The organism is Streptomyces sp. UC4497, assembly GCF_054871485.1.
Map to the genome: position 1 here is coordinate 17,214 of NZ_JBTYHB010000060.1, position 13,953 is coordinate 31,166.

Sequence of the window (13,953 nt, forward strand, 5' to 3'; positions counted from 1 at the left end):
CGCGCGTTGGACCTCATGGCAGACCTCCCGGCACGGTGGGGTCCTCGCATACGATGGCCGTTGCTCTAGTAGTCCTTGGTAGTCCCCAGTAATACTTAGAAGTTTCAGAGAAAACCGACCGTGCCAGGCCCGACCGGCAAGGAGACCAACCCCCGTGTCCGTCCTCCAGAAGATCATGCGTGCAGGCGAAGGCAAGATCCTGCGCAAGCTGCACCGCATCGCGGACCAGGTCAACTCCATCGAAGAGGACTTCGAGAGTCTCTCCGACGCCGAGCTGCGCGCACTCACGGACGAGTACAAGCAGCGGTTGGAGGACGGCGAGACCCTCGACGACCTGCTGCCCGAGGCGTTCGCCACCGTCCGTGAGGCCGCCCGCCGCGTGCTGGGCCAGCGCCCCTACGACGTGCAGCTGATGGGTGGCGCCGCGCTCCACCTCGGTTACGTGGCGGAGATGAAGACCGGTGAGGGCAAGACCCTGGTCGGCACGCTGCCGACGTATCTGAACGCGCTGTCCGGCAAGGGCGTCCACCTGATCACGGTGAACGACTACCTGGCCGAGCGCGACTCCGAGATGATGGGCCGCGTTCACAAGTTCCTCGGCCTGTCCGTCGGCTGCATCCTCGCGAACATGAACCCGGCGCAGCGCCGCGAGATGTACAACTGCGACATCACGTACGGCACGAACAACGAGTTCGGCTTCGACTACCTCCGCGACAACATGGCGTGGTCCCAGGACGAGCTCGTCCAGCGCGGCCACAACTTCGCGGTGGTCGACGAGGTCGACTCCATCCTCGTCGACGAGGCCCGTACGCCGCTGATCATCTCCGGCCCCGCCGACCAGGCCACGAAGTGGTACGGCGACTTCGCCAAGCTCGTCACCCGCCTCAAGAAGGGCGAGGCGGGCAACACGCTGAAGGGCATCGAGGAGACCGGCGACTACGAGGTCGACGAGAAGAAGCGCACCGTCGCCATCCACGAGCCGGGTGTCTCCAAGGTCGAGGACTGGCTGGGTATCGACAATCTGTACGAGTCGGTCAATACGCCGCTGGTCGGGTACCTGAACAACGCCATCAAGGCCAAGGAACTCTTCAAGAAGGACAAGGACTACGTCGTCATCGACGGCGAAGTCATGATCGTCGACGAGCACACCGGCCGTATCCTCGCCGGCCGCCGCTACAACGAGGGCATGCACCAGGCGATCGAGGCGAAGGAAGGGGTGGACATCAAGGACGAGAACCAGACCCTCGCCACGATCACCCTGCAGAACTTCTTCCGTCTCTACGACAAGCTCTCCGGCATGACCGGTACGGCGATGACCGAGGCCGCCGAGTTCCACCAGATCTACAAGCTCGGCGTCGTCCCGATCCCGACCAACAAGCCGATGGTCCGTGCGGACCAGGCCGACCTGATCTACCGCACCGAGGTCGCCAAGTTCGACGCGGTGGTCGACGACATCGCCGAGAAGCACGCCAAGGGGCAGCCGATCCTCGTCGGTACGACCTCCGTCGAGAAGTCCGAGTACCTGTCGCAGCAGCTCTCCAAGCGCGGGGTTCAGCACGAAGTGCTGAACGCGAAGCAGCACGACCGTGAGGCGACGATCGTCGCCCAGGCCGGCCGCAAGGGCGCCGTCACCGTCGCCACGAACATGGCCGGTCGTGGTACCGACATCAAGCTCGGCGGCAACCCGGACGACCTCGCCGAGGCAGAGCTGCGCCAGATGGGCCTCGACCCCGTCGAGCACGTCGAGGAGTGGGCCGCGGCGCTGCCCGCCGCCCTGGAGAAGGCCGAGCAGGCGGTCAAGGCCGAGTTCGAGGAGGTCAAGGACCTCGGCGGGCTCTACGTCCTCGGTACGGAGCGGCACGAGTCGCGGCGTATCGACAACCAGCTGCGTGGTCGTTCCGGCCGTCAGGGCGACCCCGGCGAGTCCCGCTTCTACCTGTCGCTCGGCGACGACCTGATGCGGCTCTTCAAGGCGCAGATGGTCGAGCGCGTGATGTCGATGGCCAACGTGCCGGACGACGTCCCGATCGAGAACAAGATGGTGACCCGTGCCATCGCCTCCGCGCAGTCGCAGGTCGAGCAGCAGAACTTCGAGACGCGTAAGAACGTCCTGAAGTACGACGAGGTGCTCAACCGGCAGCGCGAGGTCATCTACGGAGAGCGCCGCCGCGTCCTGGAGGGCGAGGACCTGCACGAGCAGGTGCAGCACTTCATGGACGACACGATCGACGCCTACATCGGCGCCGAGACCGCCGAGGGCTTCGCCGAGGAGTGGGACCTCGACCGGCTGTGGGGCGCCTTCAAGCAGCTCTACCCGATCAAGGTCACCGTGGAGGAGCTCGAGGACGAGGTGGGGGACCGCGCCGGTCTCACCGCCGAGTTCATCGGCGAGGCCGTCAAGGACGACATCCACGCGCAGTACGAGGCGCGCGAGGAGCAGCTCGGCTCCGAGATCATGCGTGAGCTGGAGCGCCGGGTCGTGCTGAGCGTGCTCGACCGCAAGTGGCGCGAGCACCTCTACGAGATGGACTACCTCCAGGAGGGCATCGGCCTGCGCGCCATGGCGCAGAAGGACCCGCTGGTCGAGTACCAGCGCGAGGGCTTCGACATGTTCACCGCCATGATGGAGGGCATCAAGGAGGAGTCCGTCGGCTACCTGTTCAACCTGGAGGTCCAGGTCGAGCAGCAGGTCGAGGAGGTCCCGGTGGCGGACACGGCGCCCGCGAACCTGGAGAAGCAGGACGCGGTGCCGGCGCAGGCCGGGGGCCGTCCGGAGATCCGGGCCAAGGGCCTGGACACCCCGCAGCGTCCCGACCGGCTGCACTTCCAGGCGCCGAACGCCGAGGGCGGTGTCGACGAGGGCGACTTCGTGACCGAGGGCGGCGGGCCCACGCGCTCCTCGGCGGACGGGCTGACCCGCGCCGAGCGTCGCAAGCAGCAGAAGGGCCGCCGTCGCAAGAAGTGACGTCGGTTCGAGAAGGGGCCGGGCACGGTGTGCCCGGCCCCTTTCGTGTCACTCGACGTCGTCCCGTGGCGGTCGGCCGCCCAGTTCCACCGCCGTGCAGCGCCACCGCTGGTCCTCGCCCAGGGCGAGCCGGAAGGCCAGGGCGTGCAGCCGGGGGCCGACCGCGATGCGGGCGAACACTTCGTAGCTGCCGGGGGCGGGTTCGAAGTGGCCGATGCCGTGCACGGTCGGGCGGGGCCCGGCGCCGGCCAGCAGGGCGCGGCGTTCCACCAGCCACAGCAGGTCGTCGAAGGCCTGGTGCGCGGCGTGGCGGGCGAACCAGTGCAGGGGCCTGTCGCCGCTCAGCACCAGGAGCAGGCGCTGGGTGAACAGCTCGGTGGGGTGCGGCGGGACCTGTGGTGGAACGCGCCGTGGTCCCGCGCCGGGGCGACGGCTGTCGCGGCGGGTGGGCGGCCGGGTGTTCCCGCGTGGACCCCGCCTGTTCATGACCTTCTGCATGACGCCTCCCCATACCGACCGGTAACACCTCGTGGGGATCTTGTACGAGGCCGGGGACGCGGCGGCAAGCGTCGGCGGGCGAGCCGGGGCGCGGCGGTGGGTTCGCCTATCAGGGTGACCGGGCCGCTGCGGGGGCCGTGCCCCCGGGAGCGTACGGAGGTCGGCCGCGGACGGGCGTTGACGTGCGGGCGGACGCGGGCGGCGGCCCGAAGGGGGACGCCCCCACGTATCCTGAAGCCCCCGACGCAGAGCAGAAAGCAGCCGGACCATGCGCGTGTACGTACCTCTGTCCCTGCCTCGACTCGCAGAGGCGTACAAGGCCGGCGAGATCGGGCCCGCGCCCGTCACCGCCTTCGCCGTGACGCCCGCGCTGCGCGAGTGGTACCTGTCCGAGGACATCGAGGAGCTGGAGTACGCGGCGCTGGGCAGGGCCGCGCTCGCTTCGCTGCGGCTCGTCGCCGCCGACCCCGCTGCCGCGCGCCGCCGGGTCGTCGTCGCCGTGGACGTACCGGATCAGGCCGCCGTCGCCGCCCCGGACCGCGGGGGCGAGCAGGGCGCGCTCGGCGAGCTGACGGTGCGCGAGAGCGTGCCGCTGGCGAAGGTCGCCGCCGTGCACGTCGACTCGGGCGATGCCGACGCCGATGTCGCGGCCGCCGCCGAGGCGCTCGCCGCGGCCGACCGGGGCGAGGACGACGCGCAGTTCGTCGTGGACGGCGCCGAGGACCACGACCTGCTGTGGTTCGCCACGCAGGAGATCCCGGGCCTCGTGGGCGACCACTGAAGGAACCGCCTCAGGGGTGGGTAGATTCTTGTCATGGGGAGGCACTTCGGGATGCACACGGGCACACACATCGTCTGGGACTGGAACGGCACGCTGTTCCATGACAACGAGGCCGTCATACGCGCCAGCAACGCGGCCTTCGCGGCGGTCGGCCTCGAACCGATCACGCTGGAGAAGTACCGCGAGCTGTACTGCATCCCCATCCCCAAGTTCTACGAGCGGCTGATGGGCCGGCTGCCCACCCAGGCCGAGTGGACGGCGATGGACGGCGCGTTCCACCAGCACTACGAGCGGTACGCGGTGGACTGCCGGCTCACCGAGGGCGTCGAGCTGCTGCTGGCCGGCTGGCAGGAGGCCGGGCGCAGCCAGTCCATCCTCAGCATGGCCGGACACGAGCAACTCGTGCCGCTGGTAAGCCAGTTGGGCATCGCTGAGCGGTTCGTGCGCGTCGACGGGCGGACGGGCCCCTCCGGCGGCAGCAAGACCGAGTACATGGTGCGGCACCTGAAGGTCCTCGACGGCGTGGCTCCGGAGCGGACCGTGGTCATCGGGGACGCCGCGGACGACGCGGTGGCGGCGATTGCCGCGGGCGCGCAGGCCGTCCTCTACACCGGCGGCTCGCACAGCAGGGCCAGCCTCGAAGGGGTGGGTGCTCCGGTCGTCGACACCCTGGCGGAGGCGGTGCGCGAGGCCGAGCGGCTGGCTGCGGCGGCCTGAACCGCGCCCGCACCCGAACCCCCGGCCGTCAACCGGAGCGGTGAACCCACCCGTATCCGGAACCTTTTGCATCGACTCAGTTCACCCTCCGCTTTCGGCTGCGTACGCTGTGCTGGGGTCACGGGCGCGGCGATACGACGGGGGCGACAGCCATGGGGTTCGGTTTCGGGCAGCGGCGGGGCGGTCAACTGCCCGTAGAAGTAACCACGTTCGTCGGCAGGACGGCCGAACTGGCCGAGGTGCGGGCCGGGTTCGAGCGCGCCCGCCTCGTCACCCTGGTGGGGCCGGGCGGTGTCGGCAAGAGCCGTACGGCGATGCGGGCCGCGGCCGGGCTCGCCGGGCGGTTCCCGGACGGGGTGTGGCTCGTCGAGCTGAGCGCGCTGCGCGACCCCGAGCTGATCCCCGCCACCCTCGCCGCCGTGCTCGAACTGCCGGAACAGGCGGGCATGGAGCCGCTCGACGCCGTCGTCGCGCACCTTCAGGGGCGGCGGCTGCTCATCGTGCTCGACACGTGCGAGCACCTCGTCGACGCCTGCGCCATGCTCACCGACGTGCTGCTGCGGGAGGCGGCCGGCGTCAGCGTGCTCGCCACCAGCCGGCAGCCGCTCGACGTGCCGGGGGAGCGCTGCTGCGCCATCGCGCCGCTCGCCCCCGACGACGCCCTGGAGCTGTTCGTGCAGCGGGCGTCCGCCGTGGTGCCGGGCTTCGCCGTGGACGAGACGAACCGGGAGCAGCTCGCGGCGCTCGCCCGACGACTCGACGGGATCCCGCTCGCCATCGAGCTGGCGGCGGTGCGGCTGCGGGCGGTGCCCCTCGAACACCTGGTGGAGCGGCTCGGGCAGCGCTTCGAGGTGCTCACGGGCGGGCGGCGCACCGCGCTGACCCGGCACCAGACGCTGCGTACGGCGATCGGCTGGTCGCACGAGCTGTGCACGCCGCAGGAGCGGTTGCTGTGGGCGCGGCTCTCCGTCTTCGCGGGCTCCTTCGAGCTGGCCGCCGCCGAAGTGGTGGGTGCGGGCGGTGAGTTGGCGAGCGGTGACGTCCTGGAGCAGCTCATCGGGCTCGTCGACAAGTCCGTCGTGCAGCGGATCGGGGAGAACGGCGGCCGGTACCGGATGCTCGACACCATCCGTGAGTACGGCGCCGAATGGCTGGAGGAGACGGGGCAGGCGGACGCCGTGCGGCAGCGGCACTCCGCGTACCACCGCGAGCTCGGGCAGCGTTACTGGGACGGCTTCCTGACGGCCGAGCAGGTCGGCCACCACCGGGTGCTGCGCGCGGCGCGGTCCGATGTCAGGGCCGCGCTCGAATACGCCTACCAGAGCCCCGATTCGGTGGCCGACGGCGTGTGGTTCGCCGCGCAGCTCGGCCCGTACTGGCGGGCGGTCGGCCAGCTCTCCGAGGGGCGGTACTGGATCGAGAAGGGGCTCGCGCTCCTCGACGAGGTGGGGCAGGAGCAGGCGTGGGGGCGGTTCATGACCGCCCTCTTCTCGGTGTGGCAAGGGGATCTGCCGGGCGCGCTCGAACTCTTCCACCGGGCCGTCGACATCGCGCGCCGCTCGGGCAACGACCGGGTCGAGCTGTTCTGCGACGCGTATCTGGGCGGCCTCGGCGCGCTGTGCGGGGAACCGGACGGCCTCGACGTCATGGAGGACGCGCGGCAGCGGATCCTGGCGCGCGAGGACGGCCTCGGCATCGCCGTCATCCACTACGAAGCGGCGCTGCTGCTCGGCGTGCTCGGGGACACGGACGGCGCGCTCGCGCTGTGCCGTACGGGGCTCGCCCACCTGGAGAGCACGGGGGAGCGGCAGCTGTACGGGTCCACGCTGATGGTGCAGGGGCTCATCCTCTGGTTCGCCGGGGAGCGGGCGGAGGCGGTCGCCTCGTTGTGCCGGGGCCTTGAGGCCGCCGCGGAGATCGACGAGGTGCTGATCGCCGCGCTCTGCTGTCTCGGACTCGCCTGGTCCGCCGCGTACGACAAGCGGCAGGTGCGGGCGGCGTGGCTGCTCGGGTACGCGGAGAACGCGCGGCGGCTCGGGGGCGGTGACCCGGTCGGGATGCTGCCGTCACTCTTCGAGGAGCAGGAGACCGTGCGGGGTGCCGTGCTGCGGGCCCTGGGCGAGGAGGAGTTCGGGCGCTGGTGGGGCGTGGGGGCGAGGCTTTCGGGGCGGCAGGTGCTCGATGCGGTGCGGGCCGGGGCCGACGCGCCGTCGGTGGCGCCCGTGCCGGTGCCTGCGGCGCGTGGGGGTGGGGTGGGTGCGCTCACCCGGCGGGAGCGGGAGGTCGCGGCGCTTGTGGCGGAGGGGATGTCCAACCGGGAGATCGCGGAGCGGTTGGTGATTTCCAAGCGGACGGCGGATGCGCATGTGGAGCATATTTTGGCGAAGTTGGGGGTGGGGTCGAGGACGGAGATCCCAGCGATTTCCTCCGTCGGTCAGGGGGTTGGGGATCCGGGTGGGCGGTCGGATCGGGTGTAGCCGCACCGGGGTTTACGCCACGGGGCTCTGCCCCGGACCCCGCTGCTCAATCGCCGCAGGGGCTTGATTTGCCCAGCACCCCGCCTGGTGGCCGGATGTGCAAGGGCCCGGTCTGCTGGGATGGCATAGGTATACGGATTCCGGGCCCCCGGGTGCAGATGCGTATACGGCTCCCCGGGGATACCGATGCCGGGAGGGGGCGGGGCGCGGCACGCTGTACAGGTGTCGCGTGCTCTGGAGGAATGGCGCGGCGGGGTGCCGGACGGCAATGGTCAACTCCCCACGGCTGTCGTGGCATCGGCCCCCCGTCGCTGCGTCCGGAGTACGGCGCGTTTCGGTGGCTGCCCTCGTCGGCGGGGCAGCCACCGCACTTACCTACCTGCCGGCCGGCGCCTTCGCCCGCAGCACCGTCAGGAACTCCCGCATCCACTGCGAGTGGTCCGGCCAGGCGCGGGAGGAGACCAGGGTGCCGTCGACGACCACCTCCACGTCCTGGAACGTGGCGCCCGCCGCCTGCATGTCCGTCTCGAGCGCCGGGTACGCCGTGACGCGCCGGCCCCGCAGGGCGTCGACCGCTGCCGTCAGGAGCGGGCCGTGGCAGATCTGCGCGACGGGCCTGTCGGTGTCGAAGAAGGATTTGATGATCTTGCGGAGCTCGGCGTCGGCGCGCAGATATTCCGGTGCCCGGCCGCCCGGAATCACCAATGCGGCGTACTGGCCCGGATCGACTTCGGAGAAGGCCAGGTCGGCCGGCCAGGTGTAGCCGGGCTTCTCCGTGTAGGTGTCGAAGCCGGGCTCGAAGTCGTGGACGACGAACCGCAGCTTCTTGCGGGTCGGCGCCGCGATGTCGACCTCGTACCCCTCTTCGCGCAGCCGCTGGTACGGGTAGAGGACTTCCAGCGACTCCGCCGCGTCGCCGGTGACGATCAGGATTTTGGGTGCCATTGGTCACACGCTCCCCTCGCCGGGATCCGCCGTGTCGTCCGCCCAACGTGTCGCCGGTGCGCTCGGCTGGCAATAGCCCGTACTACGCAAGGGCTTCAGGGGTTCTGTGCAGACTGTCAAAGTTCGCCCCCCTGATTTGTACACAAGCGGCTCATGACGATGCCCCCTCGGGGAGCGATAGCCTGGTCCCGTGATCAGCGCGATATCTCGCGGGGGCATCGTCGCCCCCTGCCCGCGCCGGGAGATCACGACCTGCCACAGCGGTCGTGCCCGGCGCTCAGACGCAGATCATTTCGGGCGGATGGCCTCTTCGTTGAAAACGGCGCATTGTCGTCCACCCATCTCTCATCCAGGCATAACGTCGTCTCAGACCGGACACCCCGCGTCGGGACGTTGTGCCGAGCGATTCATCTACGCCACGTCTACGTCTCGCAACGGCGCGCGACAGGAGCCAGAGGACAATGCAGACCAAGCTGGACGAAGCCAAAGCCGAGCTGCTCACCAGGGCCGCCCGGGTAGCTGAGAACAGCCCGGTAGGGGGGAACCTACCGACCGGGGCGACGGGCGAGGGTACGCAAGCCGCCGGGACCATCACCAACACCGACGGCGTGCTCGCGTTCCTCCAGCGCTACTACCTGCACACCGCACCGGAGGACCTGAGCGACCGTGATCCGGTCGATGTCTTCGGGGCCGCACACTCGCACTACCGCCTCGCGGAGAACCGCCCGCAGGGCACGGCCAACGTGAAGGTGCACACGCCGACCGTCGAGGAGAACGGCTGGACGTGCAGCCACTCGGTCGTCGAGGTCGTCACGGACGACATGCCGTTCCTGGTGGACTCCGTCACCAACGAGCTGTCCCGGCAGGGGCGCGGCATCCACGTCGTCATCCACCCGCAGATCACCGTTCGGCGTGACGTCGCGGGCAAGCTCCTCGAGGTGCTGCCGGCCGGCTCGCCCGCCGAGGGCCACGACGTGCTCACCGAGTCGTGGATCCACGTCGAGATGGACCGCGAGACCGACCGCTCCGACCTCAAGCAGATCACCGCCGACCTGCTGCGCGTCCTGTCCGACGTACGGGAGTGCGTCGAGGACTGGGAGAAGATGCGGGACTCGGCGCTGCGCATCGCCGAGGAGCTGCCGAGCGAGCCGACCGCCGGCGACCTGCCCGACCAGGAGGTCGAGGAGGCCCGCGAGCTGCTGCGCTGGCTGGCCGCCGACCACTTCACGTTCCTCGGGTACCGCGAGTACGACCTCTCCGACGACGACTCGCTGGCCGCCGTGCCCGGCACCGGACTCGGCATCCTGCGCTCCGACCCGCACCACGAGCGCGACGAGCACCACCCGGTCTCGCCGTCGTTCAACCGGCTCCCGGCCGACGCCCGCGCCAAGGCCCGTGAGCACCGTCTGCTGGTCCTCACCAAGGCCAACAGCCGCGCCACCGTGCACCGGCCGAGCTACCTCGACTACGTCGGCGTGAAGAAGTTCGACGCTGAGGGCAATGTCGTCGGCGAGCGCCGCTTCCTGGGTCTCTTCTCCTCCGCCGCGTACACCGAGAGCGTGCGCCGCGTCCCGGTCATCCGCCGCAAGGTCCAAGAGGTCCTCAAGGGCGCGGGCTTCACGCCCAACAGCCACGACGGCCGTGACCTGATGCAGATCATGGAGACGTACCCGCGCGACGAGCTCTTCCAGACGCCCGCCGACGAGCTGCGCTCCATCGTGACGAGCGTGCTCTACCTCCAGGAGCGCCGCCGGCTGCGGCTCTACCTGCGTCAGGACGAGTACGGGCGCTACTACTCGGCCCTCGTCTACCTGCCGCGCGACCGCTACACCACGGGCGTCCGGCTGCGGATCATCGACATCCTCAAGGAGGAGCTCGGCGGCACCAGCGTCGACTTCACCGCCTGGAACACCGAGTCGATCCTCTCCCGGCTGCACTTCGTCGTCCGCGTCCCGCCGGGCACCGAGCTGCCGGAGCTCTCCGACGCCGACAAGGACCGCATCGAGGCCCGCCTCGTCGAGGCCGCCCGCTCCTGGGCCGACGGCTTCGGGGAGGCGCTGAACGCCGAGTGCGGCGAGGAGCGTGCCGCCGAACTGCTGCGCCGCTACGGGCAGGCGTTCCCCGAGGGCTTCAAGGCCGACCACTCGCCGCGCGCCGCCGTGGCCGACCTGGTCCACCTCGAACAGCTCACGCAGGAGCACAAGGACTTCGAGCTCTCCCTGTACGAGCCGGTGGGCGCGGCCCCCGGCGAGCGCCGCTTCAAGATCTACCGGATCGGTGCGCCCGTCTCGCTCTCCGCCGTCCTGCCGGTGCTCCAGCGCCTGGGCGTCGAGGTCACCGACGAGCGCCCGTACGAGCTGCGCTGCAGCGACCGCAAGACCGCGTGGATCTACGACTTCGGCCTGCGCATGCCGAAGCCGGCGAACGGCAACGGGGACGACCTCGGGGCCGACGGCCGCGAGCGCTTCCAGGAGGCCTTCGCCGCCACCTGGACCGGCCTCGCGGAGAACGACGGCTTCAACTCCCTCGTCCTGGGCGCCGGTCTGAACTGGCGTCAGGCGATGGTGCTTCGCGCGTACGCCAAGTACCTGCGCCAGGCGGGCTCCACGTTCTCGCAGGACTACATGGAGGACACCCTCCGGACGAACGTGCACACCACGCGCCTGCTGGTGTCGCTGTTCGAGGCGCGGATGTCGCCGGACCGGCAGCGCGCCGGGACCGAGCTGATCGACGGCCTCCTCGAAGAGGTCGACGGCGCCCTCGACCAGGTCGCGTCCCTCGACGAGGACCGCATCCTGCGGTCCTTCCTCACCGTCATCAAGGCGACGCTGCGCACGAACTTCTTCCAGGAGGCGGGCGGCGGCAAGCCGCACAGTTACGTCTCCATGAAGCTCGACCCGCAGGCCATCCCCGACCTGCCCGAGCCCCGGCCCGCGTACGAGATCTGGGTGTACTCGCCGCGTGTCGAGGGCGTGCACCTGCGCTTCGGCAAGGTCGCGCGCGGTGGCCTGCGCTGGTCGGACCGGCGTGAGGACTTCCGTACGGAGATCCTCGGCCTGGTGAAGGCGCAGATGGTGAAGAACACCGTCATCGTGCCGGTCGGCGCGAAGGGCGGCTTCGTCGCCAAGCAGCTGCCCGACCCGTCGGTGGACCGCGACGCCTGGATGGCCGAGGGCATCGCGAGCTACAAGACGTTCATCTCGGCGCTGCTCGACATCACCGACAACCTGGTCGGCGGCGAGGTCGTGCCGCCCGCCGACGTCGTGCGGCACGACGAGGACGACACGTACCTCGTGGTCGCGGCCGACAAGGGCACGGCGTCCTTCTCGGACATCGCCAACGAGGTCGCCGAGTCGTACAACTTCTGGCTCGGTGACGCCTTCGCCTCCGGCGGCTCGGCCGGCTACGACCACAAGGGCATGGGCATCACCGCCCGCGGCGCCTGGGAGTCCGTCAAGCGGCACTTCCGGGAGCTGGGCGTCGACACGCAGTCCGAGGACTTCACGGTCGTCGGCGTCGGCGACATGTCCGGTGACGTGTTCGGCAACGGCATGCTGCTCTCCGAGCACATCCGCCTGGTCGCCGCCTTCGACCACCGGCACATCTTCATCGACCCGAGGCCGGACGCGGCCACCGGCTACGCCGAGCGCCGCCGGATGTTCGAGCTGCCGCGCTCCTCGTGGGCGGACTACAACAAGGAGCTGATCTCGGCGGGCGGCGGCATCTTCCCGCGCTCCGCCAAGTCGATCCAGCTCAACGCCCACATCCGCGAGGCCCTCGGCATCGAGTCCGGCCAGGCGAAGATGACCCCGGCCGAGCTGATGAAGGCCATCCTCCAGGCGCCGGTCGACCTGCTGTGGAACGGCGGCATCGGTACGTACGTCAAGTCGTCGGTCGAGTCCAACGCGGACGTCGGCGACAAGGCCAACGACCCGATCCGCGTCGACGGCAAGGACGTGCGCGCCCGGGTCATCGGCGAGGGCGGCAACCTCGGCGCGACCCAGCTGGGCCGCATCGAGTTCGCCCGCAACGGCGGCCGGGTGAACACCGACGCGATCGACAACAGCGCCGGCGTCAACACCTCGGACGTCGAGGTGAACATCAAGATCCTGCTCAACGGTCTTGTGTCCGACGGCGACATGACGGTCAAGCAGCGCAACAAGCTGCTCGCCGCCATGACGGACGAGGTCGGCCACCTGGTGCTGCGCAACAACTACGCGCAGAACACCGCGCTGGCCAACTCCTGCGCCCAGGCGCCGTCCCTGCTCCACGCCCACCAGCGGTTCATGCGCCGCCTCGGCAAGCAGGGCCACCTGGACCGGGGTCTGGAGTTCCTGCCGAACGACCGGCAGATCCGTGAACTCCTCAACTCCGGGCGGGGCCTGAGCCAGCCGGAGCTCGCCGTCCTCTTCGCGTACACGAAGATCACGGCCGCCGACGAGCTGATCCAGACCTCGCTGCCGGACGACGACTACCTGCGCCACCTGCTGCACACGTACTTCCCGCAGCCGCTGCGCGAGAAGTACGGCGAGGCGATTGACGGGCACGCGCTGCGCCGCGAGATCATCACGACGGTCCTCGTCAACGACACGGTGAACACGGGCGGTTCGACGTTCCTGCACCGCCTCCGTGAGGAGACGGGCGCGTCCCTGGAGGAGATCGTGCGGGCGCAGCTCGCCGCGCGCGAGATCTTCGGCCTCAGCGAGGTGTGGGACGCGGTCGAGGCGCTCGACAATGTCGTCGCCGCCGACGTCCAGACCCGGATCCGCCTGCACTCGCGGCGACTTGTCGAGCGCGGCACCCGCTGGCTGCTCAACAACCGTCCGCAGCCGCTGCAGTTGGCGGAGACGATCGACTTCTTCAAGGAGGGCGTCACCGAGGTCTGGGCCGCCATGCCGAAGATGCTGCGCGGCGCCGACGCCGAGTGGTACCAGGGCATCGTCGACGAGCTGACCGGCGCGGGTGTGCCGGAGGAGCTGGCGGAGCGGGTGGCCGGATTCTCGTCCGCGTTCCCGACGCTCGACATCGTGCAGATCGCCGACCGCACGGGCAAGGACGCGCTGTCCGTCGCCGAGGTCTACTACGACCTCGGTGACCGGCTCTCCATCACCCAGCTCATGGACCGCATCATCGAGCTGCCGCGCTCCGACCGCTGGCAGTCGATGGCCCGCGCGTCGATCCGTGAGGACCTGTACGCGGCGCACGCCGCGCTCACCGCCGACGTACTGGCGGCGGGCAACGGGACCTCGACGCCCGAGCAGCGGTTCAAGGCGTGGGAGGAGAAGAACGCGGCGATCCTGGGCCGGGCGCGCTCGACCCTGGAGGAGATCCAGGGCTCGGACTCGTTCGACCTGGCGAACCTCTCGGTCGCCATGCGCACGATGCGCACGCTGCTGCGTACGCACTCGTAGCGGATACGCGAACGGGGGCGGGCCCCGCCGGGGGGGGGGGGGGGGGGGGGGGGGGCGCCCCGGGGGGCCGGGGGCCGGGGGGGGGGGGGGGGGGGGGGGGGGGGGGGGGGGGGGGGGGGGGGGGGGTGTGGTGGGGGGGGGGGGGGGGGGGGGGGCCCC

7 protein-coding genes are annotated in these 13,953 nt (G+C 70.3%); 5 read left to right on the forward strand and 2 right to left on the reverse strand.

Going from position 1 to position 13,953, the window contains the following annotated elements; all coding sequences use genetic code 11:
- The first annotated feature begins 154 nt into the window (after positions 1 to 154).
- Complete coding sequence (gene secA, locus ACYSUO_RS41065; protein ID WP_461781308.1) at positions 155 to 2,965, forward strand: preprotein translocase subunit SecA; 2,811 nt, start codon at positions 155 to 157, stop codon at positions 2,963 to 2,965.
- Positions 2,966 to 3,013: 48 nt separating this feature from the next.
- On the opposite strand, the gene ACYSUO_RS41070 is transcribed toward secA, so the two are convergent.
- Positions 3,014 to 3,463: an Rv3235 family protein gene (locus ACYSUO_RS41070; RefSeq protein WP_404268915.1), complete on the reverse strand. Its 450-nt coding sequence runs from the start codon at positions 3,461 to 3,463 to the stop codon at positions 3,014 to 3,016.
- Between the two features lie 268 nt (positions 3,464 to 3,731).
- On the opposite strand from ACYSUO_RS41070, the gene ACYSUO_RS41075 reads away from it, so the two are divergent.
- From ACYSUO_RS41075 to ACYSUO_RS41085, 3 genes are all read left to right on the forward strand, one after another.
- A complete protein-coding gene (locus ACYSUO_RS41075) occupies positions 3,732 to 4,244 on the forward strand; it encodes a DUF6912 family protein (protein ID WP_461781309.1) in 513 nt (170 codons plus the stop codon).
- Positions 4,245 to 4,277: 33 nt separating this feature from the next.
- Positions 4,278 to 4,961 (forward strand): HAD family hydrolase, encoded by a 684-nt coding sequence (locus ACYSUO_RS41080; RefSeq protein ID WP_461781310.1) that lies wholly within the window; start codon positions 4,278 to 4,280, stop codon positions 4,959 to 4,961.
- Positions 4,962 to 5,113: 152 nt separating this feature from the next.
- Positions 5,114 to 7,438, forward strand: coding sequence for a helix-turn-helix transcriptional regulator (locus tag ACYSUO_RS41085; RefSeq protein WP_461781311.1), 2,325 nt, complete (start codon positions 5,114 to 5,116; stop codon positions 7,436 to 7,438).
- Positions 7,439 to 7,813: 375 nt separating this feature from the next.
- Here the strand turns inward: ACYSUO_RS41085 and ACYSUO_RS41090 are convergent, their stop codons facing one another.
- Positions 7,814 to 8,383, reverse strand: a complete 570-nt coding sequence (locus ACYSUO_RS41090; protein ID WP_461781312.1) for a DJ-1/PfpI family protein — start codon at positions 8,381 to 8,383, stop codon at positions 7,814 to 7,816.
- A 461-nt stretch (positions 8,384 to 8,844) separates the two neighbouring features.
- Here ACYSUO_RS41090 and ACYSUO_RS41095 point away from each other — a divergent pair, with 461 nt between their 5' ends.
- Positions 8,845 to 13,794, forward strand: coding sequence for an NAD-glutamate dehydrogenase (locus ACYSUO_RS41095; protein WP_461781313.1), 4,950 nt, complete (start codon positions 8,845 to 8,847; stop codon positions 13,792 to 13,794).
- Positions 13,795 to 13,953 lie beyond the last annotated feature (159 nt).

Excerpts from the sequence above, each read along its gene's own strand:
- ACYSUO_RS41070 (WP_404268915.1), bottom strand. The coding sequence starts at position 3,463 with ATGCAGAAGGTCATGAACAGGCGGGGTCCACGCGGGAACACCCGGCCG.
- ACYSUO_RS41075 (WP_461781309.1), top strand. The coding sequence starts at position 3,732 with ATGCGCGTGTACGTACCTCTGTCCCTGCCTCGACTCGCAGAGGCGTAC.
- ACYSUO_RS41080 (WP_461781310.1), top strand. The coding sequence starts at position 4,278 with ATGGGGAGGCACTTCGGGATGCACACGGGCACACACATCGTCTGGGAC.
- ACYSUO_RS41085 (WP_461781311.1), top strand. The coding sequence starts at position 5,114 with ATGGGGTTCGGTTTCGGGCAGCGGCGGGGCGGTCAACTGCCCGTAGAA.
- ACYSUO_RS41090 (WP_461781312.1), bottom strand. The coding sequence starts at position 8,383 with ATGGCACCCAAAATCCTGATCGTCACCGGCGACGCGGCGGAGTCGCTG.
- ACYSUO_RS41095 (WP_461781313.1), top strand. The coding sequence starts at position 8,845 with ATGCAGACCAAGCTGGACGAAGCCAAAGCCGAGCTGCTCACCAGGGCC.